Genomic DNA, 23,449 nt, shown 5'->3' on the forward strand with positions numbered 1-23,449 from the left:
AGGTCCTCTCGTGTCTCGGATGCTTCTGGCATCCACCCTAGGAGGCGCCTCAGACGCTGTGCGAGCCCCGCCCCTCAGGGCCCTCGGTCGGCTCTGCGGGCCCTGCCCCGGCACCCTCCGCCGACTGCGCGGCCCCGAGGGCCATGTGGGTGCGAGCGAAGTCGAGGGACTCGGCGAGCATGGCATCGCGGGCCTCGTCGTCGTCGGCGCCGCGGGTGTTGATCTCCACGCCGATGACGCCCTCCCAGGAGCTGGCGCCCAGCAGCTGCAGGGTCTCGGCCACCGGCTGCTCGCCGTGCCCGGGCACCAGGTGCTCGTCCGAGGTGCCGCCGTCGTTGCCGTCGGTGAGGTGCACGTGGCCCAGCCGCGGCAGCAGCTCGCGGACGGCAACGAGCGAGTCGACCTTGGCGATCGAGGCGTGGGAGAAGTCCCAGGTCACCCACTCGTAGTCGAAGCGGCGCGGGTCCCAGTGCGGGCGGTACATCTGCAGCTCCCGGCCGCCCACGCGCCAGGGATACATGTTCTCCACGGCGATCTTCACGCCGGTCATGTCGCCGACGGCGCGGATGCCCTCCACGAAGCTCTCGGCGTACTTGTGCTGCCAGGCGAACGGCGGGTGCGCCACGACCACCTCGGCACCGACCTCCTCGACCATCTTGGCGGCGAGCTGGATCTTGGTCCACGGCCTGCCCCAGACCTGCTGGGTGAAGAACAGGGTGGGCGCGTGGATGGCCGAGATGGGGATCTGGTAGGTCTGCACCGCATCGAGCAGCTCGTGGGTCAGCTGCGTGGTGCGCTGATGTGTGACCAGCACCTCCACCGAGTCGTAGCCCAGCTCGCTGGCGGTGCGGAAGACCTCGGGCATGGAGCCCAGGAACAGGCAGCTCGAGGACATGGCGACATGGGTGCTCATGCGTGGGCCTCTCGTCCGATCAGGCCGTGGGGCGGGTTCAGGACGGTCTCGGGATCGGCGCCGAGCCGGTCCATGCGCCGCAGGATGAGGCCCTCGCGCAGGGCCCACGGGCAGATGTCCAGGCTCTGGACCCCGAGCATGTCCATGGCCGTCTCTGCCGCGATGCCTCCGGCCAGCATCTGCTCGGCGCGGTTCACGGAGACCCCGGGCAGGTCCGAGCGCTCCTGGACGGTCATGGCCTCCATGCGCCGGGTCCACAGCCGCAGGTCCTGCAGGTGCATGGTCCGCCGCACGAACTGGCCCGCCCCGGAGGGAGCGGCGCCGCAGATGCGGGCCAGGGAGCGGAAGGTCTTGGACGTGCCGACCACGAGATCCGGGGCGCCCTGCGCCAGGATCGTCTCCACGGCCGGCTCCAGGGTGCGCCGCACGTGCTTGCGCAGGGCCTTGACCTCGCTGGGCCGCACCGGGTGCTGCGTGAGGAAGCTGCGCGTGAGGCGCCCGGCGCCCAGGGGCGTGGACACCGCCGCCGCCGGAAGCCCGTCGTGGCCGATGGCCATCTCGAAGGACCCGCCGCCGATGTCCAGATCCAGGATCGTGCCCGAGCCCCACCCGGACCAGCGGCGCACCGCGGAGAACGTGACCGCGGCCTCCTGATCCCCGGAGATCTCGGTCAGGGTGACCCCGGAGCGCGACTGCACGTGATCGAGCACATCGGCGCCGTTGCCGGCCTCCCGGATCGCCGAGGTCGCGAACGCCAGCAGATCCTCCGCCTCGTGCTCGGCGGCGACGTCCCGGGCCTCGATCACGAACGCGGTCAGCGCATCGCGGCCCTCGTCCGAGATGCATCCGGCCTCGTCCAGGTACTGGACCAGGCGCAGGCTGACCTTGTGATCGGCGAAGGCCTCGGGCCGGGAGCCCGGGTAGACGTCGAGCAGCAGCAGATGGACGGTGTTGGACCCGACGTCCAGGACTCCCAGGCGCATGCTGGCTCCTTCAGGTGATCGATCGGTCGACCGAGCGGGAACCGCCGCGGGCCCCGCCGCGGGCTCACGAAGACGCGGAGGTCTTCTTCCGGGTGCCCGCGCGCTTGGTCGTGGAGGCCCCGGACGGCTTCTTGGCCCGGGAGCCCGACGACGATCGGGTGGTCTTCTTGGCGGCCGGGCCCTTGGCGCGCTTCTCCGAGAGCAGCTGGGAGGCCCGCTCGGCCGTCATCTGCTCCACGGACTCCGAGCGCGGGATGGTCACGTTGGTCTCGCCGTCGGTGATGTACTCGCCGAAGCGCCCGTCCTTGATGATCATGGGCTTGTCCGTGATCGGATCCGTGCCCAGGTCCTTCAGCGGCGGCTTGGCGGCACCGCGCCCGCGCTGCTTCGGCAGGGCGTAGATCCGCTGTGCCTCCTCGAGGGTGATCTCGAAGATCTGCTCCTCGCTGGACAGCGACCGGGAGTCCGAGCCCTTCTTGAGGTACGGCCCGTAGCGCCCGTTCTGGGCGGTGATCATCTCGCCGTCCTTGTCGGCGCCGACCTCCCGCGGCAGCGAGAGCACCTTCAGGGCGTCGTCGAGGTCCACCTCCTGGATGTCCATGGAGGACAGCAGCGAGGCCGTGCGCGGCTTGGGTTTGTCGATCTTCTTGGGCTTGGGCTTGCCGTTCTTGTAGTACTCCGTGGGGATCGCATCGAGCTCCTCCTGCGTGGGCTCGGGGATCACCTCCGAGACGTACGGGCCGTAGCGGCCGTCCTTGACCACGATGGTGCGCCCGGTCTGCGGATCCTGCCCGAGCTCGCGGCCATCGGCGCGCCCGATCTCCATGAGCTCCTCGGCCTTCTCGGCGGTGAGCTCATCGGGGGCCAGGGTGTCCGGGACGTTGGCGCGCACGGGGTCCGTGACCTCGCCGGTCTCCGGATCGACCCCGCCGCCGGACTCCAGGTACGGGCCGTACTTGCCCACGCGCAGGTCGATCGTGTCCGTGACCTTCAGCGTGTTCAGCGCCCGGGCATCGATCTCGCCGAGGTCGTCGACGATGGCCTTGAGGCCGTCGTCGGGCTCGTCCTCGCGGCCGAAGTAGAACCGCTGCAGCCACTGCGTGCGGTCCTCCTCCCCGCGGGCGATGCGGTCCAGACCCTCCTCCATCTCGGCCGTGAAGTCGTAGTCGACGTAGTCGCTGAAGTGCTCCTCGAGCAGCCGCACCACGGAGAACGCGGTCCACGACGGGATCAGGGAGGTGCCGCGGACCTTGACGTAGCCGCGGTCGGTGATCGTGGAGATGACGGCGGCGTAGGTCGACGGACGCCCGATGCCGAGCTCGTCCATGGCCGCCACGAGCGAGGCCTCCGTGTAGCGGGCCGGGGGCTTGGTGCTGTGGCCCTCGGCGGCGATCTCCTGGGAGGTGAGGGCGTCGCCCTCCTCCATCTGCGGCAGGCGGCGGTCCTTGCGGCCCTTCGCCTCACCGTCCTTGCCCTCGGTGGTGTCCGGGGCCTCGCGGTAGGCCGAGAGGTAGCCGTTGAACGTGATCACGGTGCCGGAGGCGCTGAACTCCGCCTTGCGGCCGTCGGTGCTGGTCGCGGCCAGGCGCAGGGTCGCGGTGAAGCCCTTGGCATCGGCCATCTGCGAGGCGACGGTGCGCTGCCAGATCAGCTCGTAGAGCTTGAACTCGTCCGCCGACAGCGAGCCGCGGACCTGATCCGGGGTGCGGAAGGAGTCGCCGGCGGGGCGGATGGCCTCGTGGGCCTCCTGCGCGTTCTTGGACTTGTTCGCGTAGCTGCGCGGGGCATCCGGCACGAAGTCCCCGCCCCACAGCTCCCGAGCCTGCTTGCGAGCAGCGCTCACGGCCTGCTGCGACAGCGCGACCGAGTCGGTTCGCATGTAGGTGATGTAGCCGTTCTCGTACAGGCGCTGAGCCACCTGCATGGTCGAGCGCGACGAGAAGTGCAGCTTGCGCGCGGCGTCCTGCTGCAGCGTGGAGGTCGTGAACGGGGCCTTGGGGCGCGAGAGGTAGGGCTTGGTCTCCTGCTGCGCGACCGTGAAGGCGGCCTCGGACAGGCCCTCGGCCAGCGAGCGTGCCTGCTGCTCGTCCAGGTGCGCGACGGCCTCCGGCTTGCGCAGCTGCCCGCGGTCGTCGAAGTCGCGGCCAGTGGCGACCTTGCGCCCGTCCACGCTGGACAGCCGCGCCTGGAAGGCGCTGCCGGCGTCGGGCCCGGAGACCGGGGCGAACTCGCCGGTCAGGTCCCAGTGATCGGCGGTCACGAACGCCATGCGCTCGCGCTCGCGCTGCACCACCATGCGGGTGGCCACGGACTGCACGCGCCCGGCCGAGAGCCCGGAGGAGACCTTGCGCCACAGCACTGGGGAGATCTCGTAGCCGTAGAGGCGGTCCAGGACGCGGCGGGTCTCCTGGGCGTCGACCAGGTCCTTGTCCAGCTCCCGCAGCTCGCCGAAGCCGCGCTCGATCGCCTCGCGGGTGATCTCGGGGAAGGTCACGCGGTAGACCGGGACCTTGGGCTTGAGCACCTCGAGCAGGTGCCACGCGATGGCCTCGCCCTCGCGATCGCCATCCGTGGCGAGGTAGAGGGCGTCGCTGTCCTTGAGCTTGCGCTTGAGCTCGGCGACCTTCTTCTTCTTGTCCGTGCTGACCAGGTAGTACGGGTCGAATCCGGACTCGACGTCCACGGCGAACTTGCCGTAGGGACCCTTCTTCATCTCGGCGGGCAGGTCCGAGGGCTGGGCCAGATCCCGGATGTGGCCCATGGAGGAATCGACCTCATAGGCGTCGCCCAGGTACCCCGCGATGGTCTTCACCTTCGAGGGGGACTCGACGATGAGCAGGCTCCTGCCTGATCCCGGGTTCTTCTGGGCCACGGTCGCTCCTAGGGGATGGGGACACCCCGGCCATCCTCCGCGCCGGAAGCGCGGGAGCCGGGAGGCTGCGGTGGACGAGCGCTCGCCCGTCCGATCGCCCCCACCATATAGCCGCCGCCGGACAGCCCCCGACACACGGGGTCGCGCCCGACCCTCCGGGCCGGCGCCGTCCGCGGATCCGGCCGCTCCCTCAGCAGACGACAACGGCCCGAGGGGGATCCCCTCGGGCCGTGCAGGTGGAGCAGAGGCGCTGCGGCGTCAGTCCTGGTCGTCGTCCTCGGAGTCGTCCGCGGGTCCGACAGGGAAGGAGCGGCCGTGGATCTGATCGGGCTCGATCACCACGAAGACCGGCTTGAAGCTGCGCACCCAGGTGCGCAGTCCCAGCGACTCGGCGAGCTCGCGCTCCTGCGCGTCGTCCACGCGGCGAGCCCGGCCCTGCAACACGACCGAGGAGACGCGCAGCCTGTCCTCGTCCCGGTGATCGGCCTCGAAGGCGACCTGGTCGTTGACGGTCAGAGCGGCGAGCTTTGAGCCCGGAGCCGTGCGGAACCACAGCTTCTTGCCGTGGACCACGAAGTTGACGGGAAAGATGTCGACGAAGCCGCCGGCCTGCACGGCCAGGCGTCCGAAGGGCTCGTCGTCGAGCAGCTGCCACATCTCGTCACGGGTCAGGTCGCGGTACGGGTTCTCTGCAGTCATGCCTGCCATCCTCCCACCTCGGAAGCCGAGGCGGTAGGCGCAGATCAGGCCCTGCCGGCCCCGGCGCGGTCCTCGGCGGCGGCATCCTCGGCAGCCGGCTCCAGGAAGCCGTCGACCAGCAGGCTGCGGGTCTGCGCCAGCAGATCCAGCGCCTCCTGCGAACGCTGCCCGGCGGGAGCCTCCCACCCCAGCAGCATGCCCAGGGCCTCGACGATCTGCCTGACGCTGAGCTCGCCGTCGCAGGCGCCCATCAGTCCGGCGGCTGCCGAGGTCAGGACCGCCGTGCGCTGCAGGCCGGCGCCCTGCCGGACGAGGATGACGGCCGGGTCCTCGGCTCCCGGGCGCCCGTGGCGCTCCTCGGTGACGTGCTCGGGCACCTCCAGGTGCAGCTCCTCCCAGGCCGGGCCCAGGCGCTCCAGCTCGAGCTCCCTCCGCACGGCCTCTGCAAGCACGCCGCCGACCGGCTGCTGAGCCGGGTGGCCGATGTGCTCGAGCCTGCGGCGGACGGGGCTCGTGCGCCCGGCTGCGGGGCGATCCAAGCGCACCCACCCGAAGCCGACGCCGGCGACCCCGCGGGCCTCGAAGTCGTCCAGGTACGCCGCGTAGGCCTTCTCCCACCGCTGCTGCTCGAGGTGCTCGGAGGCATCGCGCAGCCAGGTCTCGGCGTAGGCCTGCGGGGACTCGATCTCGCGCTGGATGACCCAGGCGTCCAGCTGCGCAGGGATCCAGCCCTCCACACGCCGCGACCAGGCGCGCTCCAAGCTGCCTCCGCCGCGCTCGACGTCCTCGGCCCGGATCTCCCAGTTGCCCAGCAGGTGCGCGCTGCCACCCGGGGCGAGCACGGATCCCAGATCGCCGAGCAGCTCGGCCACGAGGGCGTCGCCCTCCCTGCCGCCGTCGCGGTAGGTGTAGCGGGAGGACGCGTCCTCGCCGGGCGTGCGCGGGGTGATCACGAACGGCGGGTTGGACACGACCAGGTCGAAGGACTCGCCCGCGACAGGCTCGAGCAGCGAGCCCTGCCGCAGCTCGATGCGCCGTTCGAGGTCCCAGGGGTCCAGGCGCAGGGCCTGGGCGTTGAGCACCAGGTTGAACCGGGCGAAGGCCAGGGCGCGCTCGGACAGGTCGGTGGCGACCACGCGATCGACCCGGCGCAGCAGGTGGAAGCTCTGCACGCCGCAGCCGGTGCCCAGATCGAGCGCGACGGCCGCCGGGCGCGGGTCCGTGATCTGCACGAGGGTCTGCGAGGCGCCTCCGACGCCCAGCACATGGTCACGGCGCAGCGGCGCGCCCGGGCGCTGGAACGCGCTGTGGTCGGAGGCGATCCACAGGTGGAAGCCGTCGTCCGCCTGGTGGACATCCAGGTCCACCAGGCTGCGGACCTGCCCGTGCGCGGCCTCCACCAGCCGGAGGTGCTCGAGGTCCTGAACGCGGATGCCCGGCAGGGCCGCCTCGAGATCACCGGAGCCGACGGGGCGTGCCAGCAGCAGCAGCTCGACGAGCACGGCCAGACGACGATCGGCCGACGGCGCCGTCTCCGCCGCGGCCTCGAGGCGGCGGAGGACTCGAAGCGCGGGGACCGCCTGATCGCGGGCCAGGGCATCTGCGGCCTCCGTCCCCAGCAGCTCGGCGATCCGCTCGGCGCGGAAGCCAGCGTCCTCGAGAGCCAGCCCCAGGCGGGCCAGCAGCGCGGGGTCATCCGAGCGGGGCGCCTCCGGGACATCCGCGAAGTCGGGGGTGCGGGCGGTCTCGTGCGCTCCCGTGCTCATGCGCCCTCCTGGGTGCTGGTCGACGGATCGGTCGGGCGGGCGTCCCCGGTCTCGGGGGCCGCAGCCGGTGTGGAGGAGCTCTGCCCGGAGTCGGCCTCGGGCGGCAGAGGGGCGCCGGTGCGGGCATCCCGGCAGCCATCGGGGCAGCGCAGGCCCGGGCCGTCGCGGTGAGCGGCCCGGTGGTCCTCGCACATCAGCAGGCGACGGTGGCAGCGGGATCGGGCGCAGTTCTCGAAGCGCCGGGCGTCGGCGCCGCAGAGGTCGCACTGCCCGATCACGGCGGCGTCCTCGGAGAACTCGAGGGCCCCGCGGTCGTCGAACACGGCCAGGGAGCCCTGCCACAGCCCGGCATCGCCGCGGGCCTCGCCGTAGCGCACGATGCCGCCGTCGAGCTGGTAGACCTCGCGGAAGCCGCGGCGGCGCATCATGGCCGAGAGGAACTCGCAGCGGATCCCGCCGGTGCAGTAGGTGACCACGGGACGGTCCTTCAGGTGGTCGTAGGCCCCGGAGTCGAGCTCGGCGGCGAAGTCGCGACTGGTCTCCGCGTCCGGGACCACGGCTCCCTGGAAGCGCCCGATCCGGGCCTCCCAGGCGTTCCGGCCGTCGAAGAGCACCAGGTCCTCGCGCTGAGCGGCCATGTCATCGAGCTGCTGCGGGCTCACGCGCACGCCGCCGTCGACCACGCCCTGCTCGTCCACGGCGACCTCGTCGGGGGCGCCGAAGCCCACGAGCTCTCGGCGCACCTTCACCGACAGCCGCGGGAAGTCCGCGGCCGAGCCGTCCGACCACTTGAGCTCGAGGTCGCGGAAGCCGGGATGGCGCCGGGTGGCCTTGGCGTACTGCTTGAGAGCGCCGACCTCCCCGCCGACCGTGCCGTTGAGACCCTGCGGGGAGACGATGATGCGCCCGCGCAGGCCCCATCGCTCGCACAGGGCCTCCTGCCACAGCGCGATCGCCTGCGGATCCGGCAGGGCGACGATCCGGTAGTGGAGCAGGATGCGTTCGACAGTCACCGCACCAGGCTAGCCGGGCAGCCGACCGGTGGCCGCCGACGGGCGACGGGCGGCTCAGCCCTGCAGGCTGAAGCGCCGGCCCGTGACCTTGTACGGCGCGATCTCCACGACCTCGAGCTTCTCCGTGTCCAGCCATGGGCGCAGCCCGAGGCGCTCGAAGCGCTCGAGCTCCTGGGGATCGGTGAGGGTGCGGGCATGTCCGCGCACGATCACGGACCATGCCCGTCCGCCGGTCACATGATCGACCTCGAAGGCGACCTGCGAGTACAGGCTCAGGCGCAGCAGCTTGGAGCCGCGGGCCGAGCGGAAGTAGAGCTTGCCCTCATCAGCGATGAAGTTCACCGGGGTGATCTCGATCTCATCGCCGTCGCGGGTGCCCAGACGGCCGAAGCGGCTCTGACCCAGCAGCTGCCAGCACTGCTGCTCGCTCAGCGGCTCGGCCGGGGCCTGTGCCGGCTGCTCATCCTGCTCGGGCAGGGGGTCGGGGTGGAGGATGTCCTTGTCCATGTCCCCATGGTGGTCCTCGGTCCCCGGCTGCGGCGAGGACTTGCCCGGGGTTTCTGCCGCGGGTCCCGCTGAGCCCGTCGTCGTCCCCACGAGCGCGCGGCGTGCGCGCACCGGACCGGTGCGCTGACGCCGGCCTGCCGCGGTGGGACAATGCGCGGATGCACGAGCCCCATCCCCTGCTCCCGCTGCTCGGTCGCGGCGCCGACCCCGAGCAGGTGCGCCATGTCCGCGAGCTGCCGGGACGCGAGGCCGAGACCGCTGCGTGGCCGGAGACGATCCACCCCGATGTGGTGGCGGCCTACGGCGCCATGGGCATCGACAAGCCCTACGCCCATCAGGCCCGGGCCATCCGCGCGGCCGGCGAGAGCCACGTCATCGTGGCCACCGGAACGGCCTCCGGCAAATCGCTGGCCTATCAGGCGCCCGTGCTCTCCGATCTGCACCGCGGGCGGCTGGCCGCGCGCAGGGCACCGGGCAGGCTCCAGCACCCCGACGAGGCCACCGCGCTCTACCTCTCCCCCACCAAGGCCCTGGCCGCCGATCAGCTCAGCGCTCTCGAGGGGCTCATCCGCCGCGGCGGCGGGCCCGACGGCGCCGGCCTGGACGTGCGCGCGAGAACCTACGACGGCGACACCCCCGTCTCCGAGCGGCGCTGGATCCGCGATCACGCCGATGCCGTGCTGTGCAATCCGGACATGCTCCATGCAGGCGTGCTGCCCAACCACCAGCAGTGGTCGCGATTCCTGCGCCGGCTGCGCTGGGTGATCGTCGACGAGGCCCACGTCTACCGCGGCGTGTTCGGCTCCCACGTGGCCGTGGTGCTGCGCCGGCTTCAGCGGGTCGCCGCGCTCTACGGCGCCGCTCCCGTGTTCATCGGCGCCTCGGCCACCTCGGCGCGACCGCAGGACTCGTTCGCCCGGCTGATCGGGGCTCCGAGCGAGGAGGTCACCGCGATCCGCGAGGACACTTCACCCCATGGACCGGTCACGGTCGTGCTGTGGGAGCCCGAGCAGTCCGGGGCCGAGGGCGAGAACGGCGCACCCGTGCGGCGCAGCGCCGTGGTCGAGGCCGCCGAGATGCTCACCGACCTGGTGCTGCGCCAAGTCCGCACCCTGGCATTCGTGGGCTCGCGCCGCGGCTCGGAGACGATCGCGCAGATCGCCCACCGCCAGCTCGAGGAGGTCGAGCCCGGCCTGGCCCACCGCGTGGCCGCCTACCGCTCCGGCTACCTCCCCGAGGAGCGCCGCGAGATCGAGCAGCAGCTGCGCGACGGACGGCTGCTCGGGCTGTCCTCGACGTCCGCGCTCGAGCTCGGCATCGACATCGCCGGGCTCGACGCCGTGCTGGTGGCCGGATGGCCCGGCACGCGCAGCTCGTTCTTCCAGCAGATCGGCCGCGCCGGCCGCGCCGGGCAGGACGCGCTGGCGGCGTTCATCGCCCGCGAGGACCCTCTGGACACCTATCTGGTCAACCATCACGAGGCGCTGTTCGACGATCCCCTCGAGGCCACGGTCTTCGACCCCGGCAACCCCTACGTGCTGGCTCCGCACCTGTGCGCCGCCGCCGCCGAGACGCCGCTGCGGCCCCAGGAGCTCGAGCTCTTCGGCCCCGGCGCCCCCGTGATCGTGGCGGCTCTCGAACAGGCCGGGCGCCTGCGTCGTCGTCCCACCGGCTGGTTCTGGACCCATGCAGAGGACCCGGCGGGCATGGTCTCGATCCGCGGCGACGGCGGCGGGCCCCTGCAGATCATCGAGACGGACACCGGCCAGCTGCTCGGCTCGATCGGCACGTCCCAGGCCCATCAGCAGACCCATCCCGGGGCCGTGTACGTCCACCAGGGCAGGTCGTACCTGGTCGATGGCCTGGATCTGGAGCATCACCTGGTCTCGGTGACCCGCGCCCAGCCCGACTTCTGGACCTCGGCTCGCGAGGTCACCACCGTGTCCGTGATCGAGGAGGAGCGCAGCCAGCAGTGGGGCCCGGTGACCGTGCGCTTCGGGCAGGTGCAGGTGACCTCGCAGGTCGTGTCCTTTCAGCGCAAGGCCGTGCCCGGCAACGAGGTGCTCGGCGAGGAGCCGCTCGACCTGCCTCCCACCGACCTGCGCACACGCGGGGTCTGGTTCACCGCGCCGGGATCGGAGCTGGCGGCCGCCGGCATCGAGGAGCCGGATCTGCCGGGAGCGCTGCACGCCGCCGAACACGCGATGATCGGGCTCCTGCCGCTGCTGGCCACCTGCGACCGGTGGGACGTCGGCGGGCTGTCCACCGCGCTGCACGCCGACACCGAGCTGCCCACGATCTTCGTGCACGACGGCCACCCCGGCGGCGCGGGATTCGCCGAGCGCGGCTACGACGTCGCCCGGCGGTGGCTGCAGGCCACCCGGGACGCCATCACGGCTTGCGGGTGCGAGGCCGGGTGCCCGTCGTGCGTCCAGTCGCCCAAGTGCGGCAACCGGAATCAGCCGCTGGACAAGCAGGCGGCGGTGCGGCTGCTCGACGCCCTGCTCAAGGCCGCGCCGGTGGCCGATCCGCAGGACTGATCCGGCGCTGCGCCCCGCGATCCCTGCGAGCGCGAGACCTGGCCCCGCTGCCGGTGCCAGACTGGGGGCCCGAATCGATTCTGGAAGAGGAGCGGATGCGCCATGGAGCTGCTGCCCGATGAGGACCTCCGCCGCGTGCTGTGCGTGGTGGCCCATCCCGATGACCTCGAGTACGGGGTCTCTGCCGCCGTGGCCAGCTGGGTCGCCCGCGGTGTGGAGGTCTCCTACCTGCTGCTGACCAGTGGCGAGGCCGGGATGCAGCGCGATCCCGCCGAGACCGGCCCGCTGCGCGCCCAGGAGCAGGCCCGCGCCTGCGCGGAGGTGGGCGTCACGGACCTGACGATCCTCGATCACCCCGACGGCCACCTGGAGCCCTCGCTCGAGCTGCGCCGGGACATCGCCCGGCACATCCGCCGCGTGCGCCCGGATGCGGTGGTGACCATGACCTGGGCTGACGTGGTGCCGTGGGGGCTGTCCATGGCAGATCACCGCGTGGCCGGACTCGCCGCCGCTGATGCCGTGCGCGATGCCGACAACCGGTGGGTCTTCCGCGAGCTCGCCGAGCAGGAGGGCCTCGAGCCGTGGGGCGCCACGTGGCTGCTGGTCTCCGGCTCCGACGAGCCCACCCACGCGGTGGACGTCAGCGGCGAGCCCCTGGAGCGCGGGATCGCCTCGCTCGAGCAGCACCGCGAGTACCTGGCGGATCTGCCGGGCCACCCCGCCCCGCGCGAGCTGATCACCGGAGTCACCGCGGAGGCCGGCCGCGAGCTCGGCGTGGAGGCCGCCGAGGCCTTCCGAGCCTTCCGGCTGCGCTGAGGGCCCTCACGGCGACGACCGCCGGCAGCTGCAGGCGGAGCTGTCAGGACACCCGGCGGCTGCCCCGCGCAGGGACGCCCCGCTCGCCTCATGAGAAGGGGCTGTCCTCCGGCGCCCCTGCGCGGCTTCGGCCATGGGCCTGACCGAAGACCGACAGCGACGGCGGCAGGTCGATGCCCACCTCCACGTCGACCGTGGTGGCCTCGGGACCCACGACCGCGCAGTCGAGAACCTCCGCGCCGTTGAGCTCGGCCAGCTCGGCGGCGACCTCGCAGGGCTGCCCGATCCGCAGACCGCGGGCGGTGTCGGCGGCGGCCAGCGCCGAGAGGTCGGCGGCGTTGCCGGCGCGATGGGTCAGGATCGCGGCCTGCCCCACTCCCAGCGCCGCGATGATCAGGAAGACGGCGACCAGGGCGAGGATCAGTCCGAAGACCGTCCCCGCACCGAGGTCGGGATGATGCCGCCGATCCCACGCGGATCCGTCGGGATCGTCGCCCAGGATCCCGGGGTCGAGCCCGCCGCCCTCAGCCCACATCGACGATCACCTCCTCGCTGAACGTCGTGGCCTCGGCCGATACCTCGAGCGACTCCCAGCGCCCCAGGACCCCGGGAGCGGGAAGCCGCACGGCTGCGGTGGCCCGGTCGTCGTCGCGCTGCACGGAGACCACGGCGTCGTCGCCGGCGATGGCCTCGGCCTCCCGCTGGGCGTCGGCGGCGGATTCCCCGCGGGCCATCACGCGGGCGGCGGCTCCCGCCGCCTCCTCGGCGCGCACCTGCAGCATGGCCGCGCCGCCGCAGGCAAGGAGCACGGCCAGCAGCAGGACGATCGAGGGCAGGACGATGGCGGTCTCGACGGTCACGGCGCCCTCGTCCCGGGCGCTGCTGCTGTGGCGGTGCCGTGGCCGTGTGCGGCGGGCGAGCGCTGCGCGGATGCTGTTCATGGCGATGTCCTCTCGTTCCGGTCGTCGTCGGTCGGCCCGGTGCGCGCGGCACCGGGCCGACCGGGCCAGGGCCGGGAGGATCCGCGCGCGGAGAGCGCGGATCCTCCCGGCGATCAGATGGCGAGCGCCTTCTCGACGATCTTGAGCAGCAGGTCGGAGACGGCATCGGAGGCGAGGACCGCCGCCATGACGCCTCCGAAGGCGGCGGCGGCCAAGAGGATGATGGCGTACTCCACCGTGGAGGCGCCGAGGTCCGGATCCTGTGCGCTGAGCTCTCGACCGGGCTCGACGGTCCCGGACGGCTGCAGGGCGGTGACGATCTCCTCCGACGGCTCGAGCGAGGCGGGGGCGGTGGTGCGGGTGATGACGGACATGATGTCCCTCTCTCTCATTCGGGCCCCGGGAAGGGGCTCCTGGACCGGGCGGACGGTCGTCCGACCGGGGCTCATGGGCCGCCGCGGCTGCGACGGCGTCGCTCATCCGAGCAGGTCGGGCACGAGCCCGATGAGCACCGGGACGATGCCCCAGCACACGAAGGCCGGCAGGGAGCACAGCCCCAGCGGGACCATGAGGTGCACGGACAGCCGCTCGGCCGCCGCCTCCGCCCGGCGGTGCTCCGAGCGCCGGACCTGAGCGGAGGCCGCCCGCAGGGCCGAGGCCGACGGCGCCCCGGAGACGGCCGCGAAGGTCAGCGCCGAGCGCAGGTCCTGGACCTGGGGCGGAACCTCCCCGGCTGCCGACCAGGCCTGCTGCCACGACAGCCCCAGCCCGAGTGCGGTGGCCACGCAGCGAAGCGCCTGCCCGACGGCTCCGGAGTCCGTGCCGGCCAGCACCTCCAGGGCCCTGGAGACCGGGACGCCCGACTCGAGCATCGAGGCGACGAGCTCGATCAGGACCCCGGCGGAGACGCCTGCGGCAGCCTCGGTCCCGACGGGCGCCTCCGCCTCGGCCGCCGCAGCGGCCCTCGAGGCTCCGGGCAACCCGCTTGAGGGACGGCTCCTGCCGGGCAGCGGCGCGATCCCCGAGACGATCAGCGCTCCCAGGACCAGGAACGCGATCAGCGCCGCGCCGCGCAGGGTCTGCGGATCGGTCATGGCCGCCGCCTCCCCTGTGCCGCAGCAGGCGCTGCCCGGTGCCCGGAGGCGGCCTCTGCCTGGTGGACCATCCGGCGGGTCCACACCCGCCCGACGATCGTCAGGACCGCACCGAGCACGCCGGCGGTGATGCCCCAGGGTGTGGTCAGCAGCGTGCGCACCGGGTCGGCGCCGATCAGCATCCCGAGCCCCAGGGCGAGCACCGGCAGCCAGGACAGGATCCGCACGGTGGCCTTGACCCCCGCCAGGGCGGTCTCGCGGGCGGCATCGGCATCCAGGTCGGCCTCCGCGGCTTCGGCCACGCCCTCCAGCAGCGAGGCCAGGGGCGCTCCGGTGCGCTCGGAGACCTCCCAGCACCGGGCCAGATCCCGCAGCACGGAGACCCGTGTGCGCTCGAGCCGGCTGCGGCCTCGGCCCGCAGCGGCCGCCTGGGCCCGCAGCGTCTCGCCCGGACCGCGTCCGAGGGAGGCGGCTGCGGCGACGCTGCGGCTGATCCGCTCCTGAGCACGGATCGACCGGCTGGGCGCTACCGCCTGGGCGGCGGTCTGCGCGCTGACGGAGAAGACCGCCGACGGGGTCTGCCCCGCCCTGACCAGAGCGGCCAGCTGCCGGATCCAATCGACCCACTCGCCGGCCTCAGCGGCGGCATCGCGTCGGCGCAGCCGCCGAAGCAGGGACTCGATCCCGGTGGCCCCCGCCGGCACCGGTTCAGCAGCTGCGGCGCTCCCGAGGACACCGAGGTGCGCCGGCAGCTGCCGCGGGAGCCACAGCAGCACCGCGGCCCCGAGGAGCAGGGCGCAGATGGCCGCGAACGCGCTCATGAGCCGGCCTGCCCGGGACTGCGCGCGGCCAGCGCCGCGAACTCCGACCAGCCTGGGCCGAAGGATGGACCCTGCGGCGTCTGCTCGAAGGCCGGGACCATGCGCAGCGCCCCCTGGTGCTCCTGCAGAAGCGAGACGGTGCGCAGGATCCGCCGACCGCCCTCGCGGTCCAGGTGGATCACCAGGTCCAGGGCCGAGCCGGCCTGCAGGGCCACCGCCTCCGGGGACATCCCTCCGAGGGCTCCGAGCGCTGCCAGGCGAGCCGGCACGGCATCGGCGGAGTTCGCGTGGACGGTCCCCGCCCCGCTGTGCCCCGTGTTCAGCGCGGTGAGCAGCTCCCGGACCTCGGCCCCGCGGCACTCCCCGATCACGATCCGGTCCGGGCGCATGCGCAGCGACTGCCGCACCAGCTCGACCAGATCCACCGCACCGGCGCCCTCGACGTTCGCATGCCGGGACTGCAGGCCGATCACGTGCGGGTGCTCGGGGCGCAGCTCGGCGGCATCCTCGATCAGCACGATCCGCTCGCCGACGGGGCAGGCCGACAGCAGCGCGTTGAGCACCGTGGTCTTGCCGGATCCGGTCGAGCCGGTGACCAGCAGGTTCGCCCCGCCGGCTGTGGCGGCCAGCAGCAGCTCCAGGATCTCGGGGAGCAGGGTCCCGGAGGCCACCAGGTCGTTCACGCTGAGCACGGCGCGGTGCCGGAAGCGCACGGACAGCAGCGTGCCTCCCGTGGAGATCGGTGGCAGCACTGCATGGACGCGGATGCCGTCGTCGGTCTGGACGTCGGCGCAGGGGTGGGCGTCGTCCAGACGCCGCCCGGCCGAGGCGATCAGGCGCACGGCCAGTGCGCGCACCTCCTCCTCGCTGCGGAAGGGGGACTTGACCCGCACGGGCCCGGCACCGGCCTCCCACCAGACCTCGCGGTGGCCGTTGATCCACACGTCGGTGAGCCCCTCGGCGGGCAGCATGGCCTGCAGGGCGCCCAGCCCGGTCAGCTCGGCGCGGATCCTGCGCACGGCGTGCAGGGTCCCTGCGGCGCTGAGGGCATGGCCGGACTCGCGCACGGCACGGGCGATCCGCTCGTCGTCCACGCTGCCGCCGTCGCTGAGCAGCGCCTCGCGGACCTCGTGCAGCAGCTGCGGGTCCAGGTCTGCGCCGCTCGTGCCGCGGAGGCTCGACGGCGTCGTCGTCTGGGCGCTCATGCCCGCCGCCCCAATCCAGTGCCGGCCGCGGAGGCGACGTCCTCGGCCAGCAGGCCGTGCAGCTCATCGAGCTGCTCCCACAGGGCAGCCGCCGTCTCGGCGTGGCGTCGCCTGCGCCCGCGGGGCAGCAGATCGCGGACCTCGCAGGCCTCCGCGACCCGCGCATCGAAGGGCAGCGCCCCCAGTGGACGGACGCCCAGGTGCTCGGCAGCGCCGTCGGCGGAGACATCGGAGATGGCCGGTCCGGCCAGGACGTACTCGACGGGGATCCCGCCGAGGCCCTGTCCGACACGGAGGGCGCAGATCATCCCCCGGAGGGTGCGCGGCACGACCACCAGCACGGCATCGCACTGACCGGCCATCCGGAACGATCGTTCGGTGCCTCGGCCGAGGTCGAGCACGACCACGTCGCACGCACGGCGCAGCGTGCGCAGCACCTCGGGCACCGGCGCCTGCACGGGCTCGCGACGATCCCAGGACAGCCACCGGAGCGACTCCAGGCCCTCGATGTCCGGCAGCACCTCCCACAGCCGCTGCGAGCTCAGCGCCCCGTGGGATCCCACCAGATCCGGCCAGCGCAGCCCGCCGAGCAGCTCGGTGCCCAGCAGCAGATCGATGCCGCAGCTGTCGGGGTCGCCGTCCACCAGCACGACGTCGTGCTCCTGAGCTGCCGAGGCCGCCAGCCAGCAGGACAGGGTCGAGGCGCCCGCTCCTCCCGCAGCGCCCATGACGCCCAGCACCCCTGCGCTCATGCGTGCCGCGTCCGCGTGCACATCCGCCAGCCGGTCGGCCAGCCACGGCTCGGCCGCCGGCAGCACGGCCACGGTGCACTCGCCCACGCGGGAGGCCAGCTCCCACAGGTCCTCGTCCTCGGCCGTCCCCAGCAGCACCGCCGGAGCCGGCAGCGTCCCTGAGCTCACCTCGGCGGCGCGGAGGCTGCGGGCATCCAGCAGGATCAGCTCGGTCGATTCCGCCGCCGCCTCCTCCAGCTGTCCGGGCTCGAGCCCGCGAGCGCGGCTCAGGCGCGCCTCGGCGGCAGCGCAGACCGCGGTCATCTCCTGGACCAGGCCGGCGTCCGCGCTGATCAGCACCACGCGCCGACCGGGCCCCTCGAGCACGAGGCCCGAAGGAGCCCTCTCCGCCCCGGGCGCAGCGACCGCGCGGGGGTCCGCAGCCGTCGTCTCGGCCGTCGCACGCAGCGCGGATGCCGGAGGCGGCACCGCAGCGCTCGCACTGATCACCGGATCACCCGCGGCCTGAGGCAGCCCGGGCAGCGAGCCCGCTCGCTCGAGCTCCCGGTCCGCGACGACCGCGTCGAGATCCGTCTGCCGCTCGGCCTCGCGGTCCGCTCGCGCCGTCAGGTCGAGGGCGGCGGCGCGCCGCCCGGAGGGGCGTCGCCGCCGCTCGATCCGCGGCTCCTGGGGCAGGTGCTGTGCTGTCATGCCCCGAACGATGCGCCGCCGGCGGCCCCCTCGGGACGGCAGTCGCGGATCCGAGCACGCCCTGGCGGGGCGCTGCCGCCGATGCATGGCCTGTGGAGGCTCTCGCGCACGGGCGGGGGTCAGGGGCGCCTGTGCTGTCGGTGCCGACGGCGAGAATGCCGAAGTGCTGATCGTCGTGACCGCCCCGGATCCGCGCGCCGCGACCACAGGGCTCGCAGGCGCGAGAACCTCGGCCGTCCACTGGGCGCAGGTCCTCGACGACCTCACCCGGCCCCTCAGCGCCCCGCAGCAGCTGGACTCCACGGGGCTCGCCGCCTTCATCCACGACCAGGACGCCCGGTGCCGGACGGAGACCGGCCGCAGCCCGCGCTGGGTCCTCGAGCGCTCGCCGCTGATCCTGCCCGGGCTGCTGGCCGCGGATCCGGCCGTGCCGCTGCCGCACCTGCACGACCTCCGACTGGTCTCGGCGATCCTCTCCAACGCGGCGAGCGCACCGGCCGCACGGGTGGACTACTCGCCGGTGCTCGAGCCTCTGGCGGCCCACGAGCACCCGGGGATCGCCCCCGAGCCCCCGCCGCGCTCCGTGTGGAACGGTCCCGGCGAGGGCCAGATGGGCCTCTTCGACGATGCCCCGGAAGGCATGGCTGCCCCGGACTCGGACGCGGGGGGCGCCGAGCGGCTCTCTGCAGCCATCGAGGAGCTGCGCGCCCAGCTGGCCGCGATCGAGGGCTCCCGCTCCCCCGGGAAGCTGCGTCTGCTCTGCGGGCTCGAATCCGCCGGGGCGCTGCTGGCCGCGGACATGCACCGGATCGGGATCCCCTGGGACGCAGAGGTCCATCGCCGCCTGCTCGTCGAGGCGCTGGGCCCGCAGCCCGCGCTCGGACATCGTCCGGCCCGCATGGAGGAGGCCGTCCAGCGGGTCCGCCGGGTGCTGGGCGCCGCCGAGCTGAACCCGGATTCCCCCCAGTCCCTGCTGCGGGCGCTGCGCGGTGCGGGGCTCAACGTCAGCTCCACGAGCCAGTGGGAGCTCACCGGCTGGGTCCAGGCCGCACCGGTCTCCTCACCCGGGGAGCGCTTTCGCCGCGAGCAGCTGGTCGCCCCCGTGCTGGAGTACAAGAAGCTCTCCCGGCTGCTCACGGCCAGCGGCTGGCAGTGGCTCGAATCCTGGGTGCGCGATGACCGCTTCCGCGCCGAGTACGTGGTGGGCGGCGTGGTCACCGGGCGCTGGGCCGCACGCGGCGGCGGGGCCCTGCAGATCCCCAAGGTGATCCGCTCGGCCGTGCGGCCGGGCCCGGATCGTCGACTGGTGGTCGCCGACGCCGCCCAGCTCGAGCCCCGCGTCCTGGCCGTGCTCGCCCGCGACGACGCCCTGGCCGATGCCTCTCGCGGTCGCGACCTCTACCTCTCGATCGCCGAGCGCGGCCGGGACTCCGGGACGGGACTCACCCAGCGCGATCACGCCAAGGTCGCTCTGCTCGGCGCCATGTACGGAGCCACGAGCGGCGAGTCCGGCAGGCTCATGCCCCAGCTTGCCCGGCTGTTCCCGCAGGCCGTGGCCTTCGTGGAGCACGCCGCCCGCGTGGGCGAGGACGGCTCCCAGGTCTGCACCTGGCTCGGGCGCTGGTCGCCGCAGCCCGATCAGCGCTGGCAGGAGGCCGTGGCCCGCACGGCCAGCGCCGAGGACGAGCGCCGCGCAGCCCAGCTGCGCAGGTCGCAGGGGCGGTTCACGCGCAACTTCGTGGTCCAGGGCTCAGCGGCCGAATGGGCCATGGCCTGGATGGGCTGCGTGCGCGCGCAGCTGCATCGCCGCGGCCTGGACGCCGCCCTGGTCTTCTTCCTGCACGACGAGATCATGGTGGACTCCTCCGCCGAGCACGCCGAGGAGGTGGCCGATCTGGTGCGCGAGTGCGCCGAGCAGGCCACCGGGATCGTCTTCGGCCGGGTGCCGGTCGAGTTCCCGGTGACCGTGGCGGTCGTGGAGAGCTACGACCAGGCCAAGTGACGACGGTCCCGCTCAGCCCAGCGGCGCGGGACGGCCGTCGTCTTTCGGCCAGGGGCGAGCCCAGCCGGCTGCCTCGAGCACCCGGTCCAGCAGGATCCCGGTGAAGCCCCACACGACCACCTCGTCCGCGCCGCCCACCGGGTCAGTGATCTGCCGGGGCACGCGGAAGGCCGGCGAGCGGTGGCGCAGCGTGGGCCGGTTCGCCCCCTCGCGCGTGACCTCGGCGGTGTGGCGGCGGTCAGGATCCACCAGATCCAGCACCGGAACCCGGAAGACGAGCGATGACTCCGCGTGATCCACCACGTCCACGGCCGAGGGCCGCGTCCACCAGCCGACGACCGGGGTGACGTCGTGCCCGGAGACCGGCACCGGCGCCTTGGGCAGTGCGCCCAGGATCTCGATCCCGGACGGATCCAGCCCCGTCTCCTCCTGCGCCTCGCGCAGCGCCGCGCGCACGTAGGCGGCTGCGACCGGCCCGCCGGGCAGCTGCAGGACGTCGTCCGGGTCCTCGGGGTCGCCGTCCTCGGGATCCAGCCGCCCTCCGGGGAAGGCCACCTGGCCGGGATGCGCGCGCAGGGTGGCGGCGCGCTGGATCAGCAGCAGGTCCAGATCGGCCGCGGGGCCGTCGGGGGCGGGCCCGTCCGACTCGGCGGCCACGTCGTCGAGCACGCCCACGAGGATCAGCACCGCAGATTCCCGCGGCGTGGTCCGGTGCTTGAGGACGTCGATGCGCAGCGGACCCTGCTCCCGCAGGGAGGCCACGGCGCCCAGCAGCTGCTCGCGGGCGCTCATGCGCTCAGCCCGTGCCCGGCCGCGCGCAGCTCGCGGCGCGTCCGGCCCTCCATGTACCCGGCGAGCAGGTCCTCGCGCCCGGGCTTGAACTCGTAGGCCAGCAGCTGCGCGGCGGCCTCCTGCTCGACCGGGCCCAACCCGTAGGAGGGGCACAGATCCGCCACCGGGCAGACTCCGCAGGCAGGGCGCTTGGCATGGCAGATCCGGCGGCCGTGGTAGACGAGCCGGTGCGAGAGATCCGTCCAGTTCTCGGGCTCGAACAGCGCCCCCACCTCGTGCTCGACCTTGACCGGATCCTCCTGACCGGTCCAGCCGAAGCGGCGGGCCAGTCGGCCGAAGTGCGTGTCCACCGTGATGCCGGGGACGTCGAACGCGTTGCCGAGCACCACGTTGGCGGTCTTGCGCCCGACCCCCGGCAGCTTCACGAGATCCTCGAGCCGGCCCGGCACCTGTCCGTCGTGCTCGTCCTCGATCGCCTGGGCCAGCCCCTGCGCGGAGCGGGCCTTGGAGCGGTAGAAGCCCAGGGGCCGCAGCATCTCCTCGACCTCCGTGCGCTCGGCCTCTGCCAGCCCGCGCGGATCCGGCCAGCGCTCGAACAGCGCCGGGGTGGTCGCGTTGACGCGGACGTCGGTGGTCTGCGCGGAGAGCACAGTGGCCACGAGCAGCTGCCAGGGGCTGTCGAAGTCCAGCTCGGCCACCGCATACGGATAGGCCCGTCCGAGCTCCTGGTTGATCCGGCGAGCGCGGCGCTTGAGCGCCAGCGGGGTCTCCGCCCTGCCCGTGCGCGCACGGCGGGCCGCACCGGCGCGGGCCTTGGCCGGATCGACGATCCGCACATGATCCGGCACCGGCCCGCCCTGACGGCGGTGCAGCGGGTGCTGCCCGTGCTCGGCGCTGAGGTCGCTGACCGGCCCCGCGCTGGGCTGGGCTGGGTCCGCAGTGGGCTCGGGCTGGGTCATGGCCCCGATGCTACGCGGGGCCCACGACGCCCTCCGCCGCGTGCGGCCCGCCCGCATTGGAGGTGGCTCGGAGGGTGAACTACTCTCGAGGCAGACGACAGTGACACACCGCACACCGGACTGGAGATGCAGCAGATGACCGATCAGCAGCAGAAGCCGACCTTCGCCCCGTCAGAGGAGTTCGCGGCTCAGGCGAACTTCGGCGCAGAGGTCTACGACCGTGCAGCCGCAGAGGGGCCGGAGTTCTGGGCTCGGCAGGCCCGCGAGCTGCTGAGCTGGTCCCAGGACTTCACCGAGACCCTGGACTGGTCGAACCCGCCGTTCGCCAAGTGGTTCGCCGACGGCACCCTCAACGCCGCCTACAACGCCGTCGACCGGCACGTGGAAGCCGGCAACGGCGACCGCACGGCCCTGCTCTTCGAGGGCGAGCCCGGCGACGAGCGCACCTACACCTACGCCGAGCTCAAGGACGAGGTCTCCAAGGCCGCCAACGCGCTGCTCTCGCTGGGCATCGCCAAGGGAGATCGCGTGGGCATCTACATGCCCATGGTCCCGGAGGCCGTGATCTCCATGCTGGCCTGCGCCCGGATCGGCGCAATCCACTCGGTGGTCTTCGGCGGCTTCTCCGCCGACGCCGTGCGCTCGCGCATGGAGGACGGCGAGGCCAAGCTCGTGATCACCGTGGACGGCTCCTACCGCCGCGGCAAGCCCTCGAAGATCAAGCCGGTCGTCGACGAGGCCCTGTCCAAGGGCGCCCCCACCGTCGAGAACGTGCTGGTGGTCAAGCGCAACGGCGAGGACGTCGAGTGGACCGAGGGCCGCGACCACTGGTGGCACGACCTGGTCGACGACCAGTCCGCCGAGCACGAGCCGGAGGCCATGAGCGCGGAGGACCCGCTGTTCATCCTCTACACCTCGGGCACCACCGGAAAGCCCAAGGGCGTGCTGCACACGACCGGGGGCTACCTGACCCAGGGCGCGTTCTCCATGAAGGCGACCTTCGACCTCAAGCCGGAGACCGACGTCTTCTGGTGCACCGCCGACGTCGGCTGGGTCACGGGGCACTCCTACGTGGCCTACGGTCCGCTGGTCATGGGCGCCACCCAGGTCATCTACGAGGGCACCCCGGACTCGCCGCACCGCGGCCGCTTCTGGGAGATCGTGCAGAAGTACGGCGTGACCACGCTGTACACCTCGCCGACCGCGATCCGCACCATGATGAAGTGGGGCGAGGACATCCCGGCCGAGTACGACCTCTCCTCGCTGCGCCTGCTGGGCACCGTGGGCGAGGCCATCAATCCGGAGGCCTGGGCCTGGTTCCACGAGCACATCGGCGGCGGCCGCTGCCCGATCGTGGACACCTGGTGGCAGACCGAGACCGGCGCGCACATGATGACGCCGCTGCCGGGCGTCACCGTGGCCAAGCCGGGCTCGGCGCAGACCCCGCTGCCGGGCATCAGCCTGGACGTGGTCGATGAGTCGGGCGCGAGCGTCGGCAAGGGCGAGCAGGGCTTCCTCGTGGTGCGCGAGCCGTGGCCGTCCATGATGCGCACCATCTGGGGCGATGACCAGCGCTTCATCGACACCTACTGGTCGCGCTTCGAGGGCATGTACTTCGCCGGCGACGGCGCCCGCTTCGACGAGGACGGCGACATCTGGGTCCTGGGCCGCGTGGACGACGTCATGAACGTCTCCGGGCACCGCCTGTCGACCTCGGAGATCGAGTCCGCGCTGGTGTCGCACACGTCGGTGGCCGAGGCCGCCGTGGTGGGCGCCGCGGATGAGACGACCGGGCAGGCCGTGGTCGCCTTCGCGATCCTCACCGACGACGCCGTGGACGAGAACCGGCCCAAGGACGAGCTGTCCGAGGAGCTGCGGGCGCACGTGGGCAAGGAGATCTCCCCGATCGCCAAGCCCAAGCGCGTGCTGATCGTCCCCGAGCTGCCCAAGACGCGCTCCGGCAAGATCATGCGCCGTCTGCTCAAGGACGTCGCCGAGGATCGCCCGGTCGGCGACGTCTCGACCCTGGCCGATCAGACGGTCATGGACCAGATCGTGGACTCGCTGGGCAAGTGAGCCCAGCG

20 protein-coding genes are annotated in these 23,449 nt (G+C 72.9%); 4 read left to right on the forward strand and 16 right to left on the reverse strand.

Going from position 1 to position 23,449, the window contains the following annotated elements:
- Positions 1-49: 49 nt before the first annotated feature.
- The 7 genes from JOE55_RS05045 to JOE55_RS05075 form a co-directional block, all read right to left on the reverse strand.
- Positions 50-913 carry a sugar phosphate isomerase/epimerase family protein gene (locus tag JOE55_RS05045; protein ID WP_137801803.1) on the reverse strand — a complete coding sequence of 288 codons (864 nt, stop codon included), beginning with the start codon at positions 911-913 and terminating at the stop codon, positions 50-52.
- The gene (locus tag JOE55_RS05050; protein ID WP_204782200.1) at positions 910-1,896 is read right to left on the reverse strand and encodes a Ppx/GppA family phosphatase; all 987 of its coding nucleotides are present in this window, start codon (positions 1,894-1,896) and stop codon (positions 910-912) included. Before JOE55_RS05050 ends, JOE55_RS05045 begins: the two co-directional genes overlap by 4 nt.
- A gap of 64 nt (positions 1,897-1,960) precedes the next feature.
- Positions 1,961-4,768, reverse strand: coding sequence for a type I DNA topoisomerase (topA, locus tag JOE55_RS05055; protein WP_024289852.1), 2,808 nt, complete (start codon positions 4,766-4,768; stop codon positions 1,961-1,963).
- A 258-nt stretch (positions 4,769-5,026) separates the two neighbouring features.
- On the reverse strand, positions 5,027-5,467 hold the full coding sequence (locus JOE55_RS05060; protein ID WP_231861249.1) for a pyridoxamine 5'-phosphate oxidase family protein: 441 nt from the start codon (positions 5,465-5,467) through the stop codon (positions 5,027-5,029).
- A gap of 44 nt (positions 5,468-5,511) precedes the next feature.
- The gene (locus tag JOE55_RS05065; RefSeq protein WP_204782201.1) at positions 5,512-7,233 is read right to left on the reverse strand and encodes a DUF7059 domain-containing protein; all 1,722 of its coding nucleotides are present in this window, start codon (positions 7,231-7,233) and stop codon (positions 5,512-5,514) included.
- Positions 7,230-8,246 carry an oxygen-dependent tRNA uridine(34) hydroxylase TrhO gene (gene trhO / locus JOE55_RS05070; protein ID WP_204782202.1) on the reverse strand — a complete coding sequence of 339 codons (1,017 nt, stop codon included), beginning with the start codon at positions 8,244-8,246 and terminating at the stop codon, positions 7,230-7,232. The genes JOE55_RS05065 and trhO overlap by 4 nt, the downstream gene beginning before the upstream one ends.
- Positions 8,247-8,300: 54 nt before the next feature.
- Positions 8,301-8,753 carry a pyridoxamine 5'-phosphate oxidase family protein gene (locus tag JOE55_RS05075; RefSeq protein WP_024289849.1) on the reverse strand — a complete coding sequence of 151 codons (453 nt, stop codon included), beginning with the start codon at positions 8,751-8,753 and terminating at the stop codon, positions 8,301-8,303.
- A gap of 158 nt (positions 8,754-8,911) precedes the next feature.
- On the opposite strand from JOE55_RS05075, the gene JOE55_RS05080 reads away from it, so the two are divergent.
- Both JOE55_RS05080 and JOE55_RS05085 read left to right on the forward strand, forming a co-directional pair.
- Complete coding sequence (locus JOE55_RS05080; protein ID WP_204782203.1) at positions 8,912-11,293, forward strand: DEAD/DEAH box helicase; 2,382 nt, start codon at positions 8,912-8,914, stop codon at positions 11,291-11,293.
- A gap of 102 nt (positions 11,294-11,395) precedes the next feature.
- Positions 11,396-12,109, forward strand: coding sequence for a PIG-L deacetylase family protein (locus JOE55_RS05085; RefSeq protein WP_024289847.1), 714 nt, complete (start codon positions 11,396-11,398; stop codon positions 12,107-12,109).
- Between the two features lie 88 nt (positions 12,110-12,197).
- On the opposite strand, the gene JOE55_RS05090 is transcribed toward JOE55_RS05085, so the two are convergent.
- The 7 genes from JOE55_RS05090 to ssd form a co-directional block, all read right to left on the reverse strand.
- Entirely contained in the window at positions 12,198-12,644 is a 447-nt protein-coding gene (locus tag JOE55_RS05090; protein ID WP_006213781.1) for an Rv3654c family TadE-like protein, read from the reverse strand.
- On the reverse strand, positions 12,634-13,050 hold the full coding sequence (locus tag JOE55_RS05095) for a TadE family type IV pilus minor pilin (protein ID WP_204782204.1): 417 nt from the start codon (positions 13,048-13,050) through the stop codon (positions 12,634-12,636). Before JOE55_RS05095 ends, JOE55_RS05090 begins: the two co-directional genes overlap by 11 nt.
- A 113-nt stretch (positions 13,051-13,163) precedes the next feature.
- Positions 13,164-13,424 carry a DUF4244 domain-containing protein gene (locus JOE55_RS05100; protein ID WP_024289846.1) on the reverse strand — a complete coding sequence of 87 codons (261 nt, stop codon included), beginning with the start codon at positions 13,422-13,424 and terminating at the stop codon, positions 13,164-13,166.
- A 102-nt stretch (positions 13,425-13,526) separates the two neighbouring features.
- Positions 13,527-14,144, reverse strand: coding sequence for a type II secretion system F family protein (locus tag JOE55_RS05105; RefSeq protein ID WP_053447881.1), 618 nt, complete (start codon positions 14,142-14,144; stop codon positions 13,527-13,529).
- A complete protein-coding gene (locus JOE55_RS05110; RefSeq protein WP_204782205.1) occupies positions 14,141-14,965 on the reverse strand; it encodes a type II secretion system F family protein in 825 nt (274 codons plus the stop codon). The genes JOE55_RS05105 and JOE55_RS05110 overlap by 4 nt, the downstream gene beginning before the upstream one ends.
- Positions 14,962-16,170 (reverse strand): TadA family conjugal transfer-associated ATPase, encoded by a 1,209-nt coding sequence (locus JOE55_RS05115; protein WP_204782206.1) that lies wholly within the window; start codon positions 16,168-16,170, stop codon positions 14,962-14,964. Before JOE55_RS05115 ends, JOE55_RS05110 begins: the two co-directional genes overlap by 4 nt.
- Complete coding sequence (gene ssd, locus JOE55_RS05120) at positions 16,167-17,612, reverse strand: septum site-determining protein Ssd (protein ID WP_204782207.1); 1,446 nt, start codon at positions 17,610-17,612, stop codon at positions 16,167-16,169. The genes JOE55_RS05115 and ssd overlap by 4 nt, the downstream gene beginning before the upstream one ends.
- Before the next feature lie 163 nt (positions 17,613-17,775).
- Between ssd and JOE55_RS05125 the strand changes: the two genes are divergently transcribed.
- Positions 17,776-19,614, forward strand: a complete 1,839-nt coding sequence (locus tag JOE55_RS05125; RefSeq protein WP_204782208.1) for a bifunctional 3'-5' exonuclease/DNA polymerase — start codon at positions 17,776-17,778, stop codon at positions 19,612-19,614.
- A gap of 12 nt (positions 19,615-19,626) precedes the next feature.
- On the opposite strand, the gene JOE55_RS05130 is transcribed toward JOE55_RS05125, so the two are convergent.
- Together JOE55_RS05130 and nth are read right to left on the reverse strand one after the other, a co-directional pair.
- The gene (locus JOE55_RS05130) at positions 19,627-20,406 is read right to left on the reverse strand and encodes an NUDIX hydrolase (protein WP_204782209.1); all 780 of its coding nucleotides are present in this window, start codon (positions 20,404-20,406) and stop codon (positions 19,627-19,629) included.
- Positions 20,403-21,365, reverse strand: a complete 963-nt coding sequence (gene nth / locus JOE55_RS05135) for an endonuclease III (protein WP_239546434.1) — start codon at positions 21,363-21,365, stop codon at positions 20,403-20,405. The genes JOE55_RS05130 and nth overlap by 4 nt, the downstream gene beginning before the upstream one ends.
- Positions 21,366-21,491: 126 nt before the next feature.
- On the opposite strand from nth, the gene acs reads away from it, so the two are divergent.
- Positions 21,492-23,441: an acetate--CoA ligase gene (gene acs / locus JOE55_RS05140; RefSeq protein WP_204782210.1), complete on the forward strand. Its 1,950-nt coding sequence runs from the start codon at positions 21,492-21,494 to the stop codon at positions 23,439-23,441.
- The last annotated feature ends 8 nt before the right edge of the window (positions 23,442-23,449 follow it).

The organism is Kocuria palustris (genome assembly GCF_016907795.1).
Taxonomy (GTDB): Bacteria; Actinomycetota; Actinomycetes; order Actinomycetales; family Micrococcaceae; genus Kocuria; species Kocuria palustris.

Excerpts from the sequence above, each read along its gene's own strand:
- JOE55_RS05045 (WP_137801803.1), bottom strand. The coding sequence starts at position 913 with ATGAGCACCCATGTCGCCATGTCCTCGAGCTGCCTGTTCCTGGGCTCC.
- JOE55_RS05050 (WP_204782200.1), bottom strand. The coding sequence starts at position 1,896 with ATGCGCCTGGGAGTCCTGGACGTCGGGTCCAACACCGTCCATCTGCTG.
- JOE55_RS05060 (WP_231861249.1), bottom strand. The coding sequence starts at position 5,467 with ATGACTGCAGAGAACCCGTACCGCGACCTGACCCGTGACGAGATGTGG.
- JOE55_RS05065 (WP_204782201.1), bottom strand. The coding sequence starts at position 7,233 with ATGAGCACGGGAGCGCACGAGACCGCCCGCACCCCCGACTTCGCGGAT.
- JOE55_RS05075 (WP_024289849.1), bottom strand. The coding sequence starts at position 8,753 with ATGGACAAGGACATCCTCCACCCCGACCCCCTGCCCGAGCAGGATGAG.
- JOE55_RS05080 (WP_204782203.1), top strand. The coding sequence starts at position 8,912 with ATGCACGAGCCCCATCCCCTGCTCCCGCTGCTCGGTCGCGGCGCCGAC.
- JOE55_RS05085 (WP_024289847.1), top strand. The coding sequence starts at position 11,396 with ATGGAGCTGCTGCCCGATGAGGACCTCCGCCGCGTGCTGTGCGTGGTG.
- JOE55_RS05090 (WP_006213781.1), bottom strand. The coding sequence starts at position 12,644 with ATGTGGGCTGAGGGCGGCGGGCTCGACCCCGGGATCCTGGGCGACGAT.
- JOE55_RS05095 (WP_204782204.1), bottom strand. The coding sequence starts at position 13,050 with ATGAACAGCATCCGCGCAGCGCTCGCCCGCCGCACACGGCCACGGCAC.
- JOE55_RS05100 (WP_024289846.1), bottom strand. The coding sequence starts at position 13,424 with ATGTCCGTCATCACCCGCACCACCGCCCCCGCCTCGCTCGAGCCGTCG.
- JOE55_RS05105 (WP_053447881.1), bottom strand. The coding sequence starts at position 14,144 with ATGACCGATCCGCAGACCCTGCGCGGCGCGGCGCTGATCGCGTTCCTG.
- JOE55_RS05110 (WP_204782205.1), bottom strand. The coding sequence starts at position 14,965 with ATGAGCGCGTTCGCGGCCATCTGCGCCCTGCTCCTCGGGGCCGCGGTG.
- JOE55_RS05115 (WP_204782206.1), bottom strand. The coding sequence starts at position 16,170 with ATGAGCGCCCAGACGACGACGCCGTCGAGCCTCCGCGGCACGAGCGGC.
- ssd (WP_204782207.1), bottom strand. The coding sequence starts at position 17,612 with ATGACAGCACAGCACCTGCCCCAGGAGCCGCGGATCGAGCGGCGGCGA.
- JOE55_RS05130 (WP_204782209.1), bottom strand. The coding sequence starts at position 20,406 with ATGAGCGCCCGCGAGCAGCTGCTGGGCGCCGTGGCCTCCCTGCGGGAG.
- nth (WP_239546434.1), bottom strand. The coding sequence starts at position 21,365 with ATGACCCAGCCCGAGCCCACTGCGGACCCAGCCCAGCCCAGCGCGGGG.
- acs (WP_204782210.1), top strand. The coding sequence starts at position 21,492 with ATGCAGCAGATGACCGATCAGCAGCAGAAGCCGACCTTCGCCCCGTCA.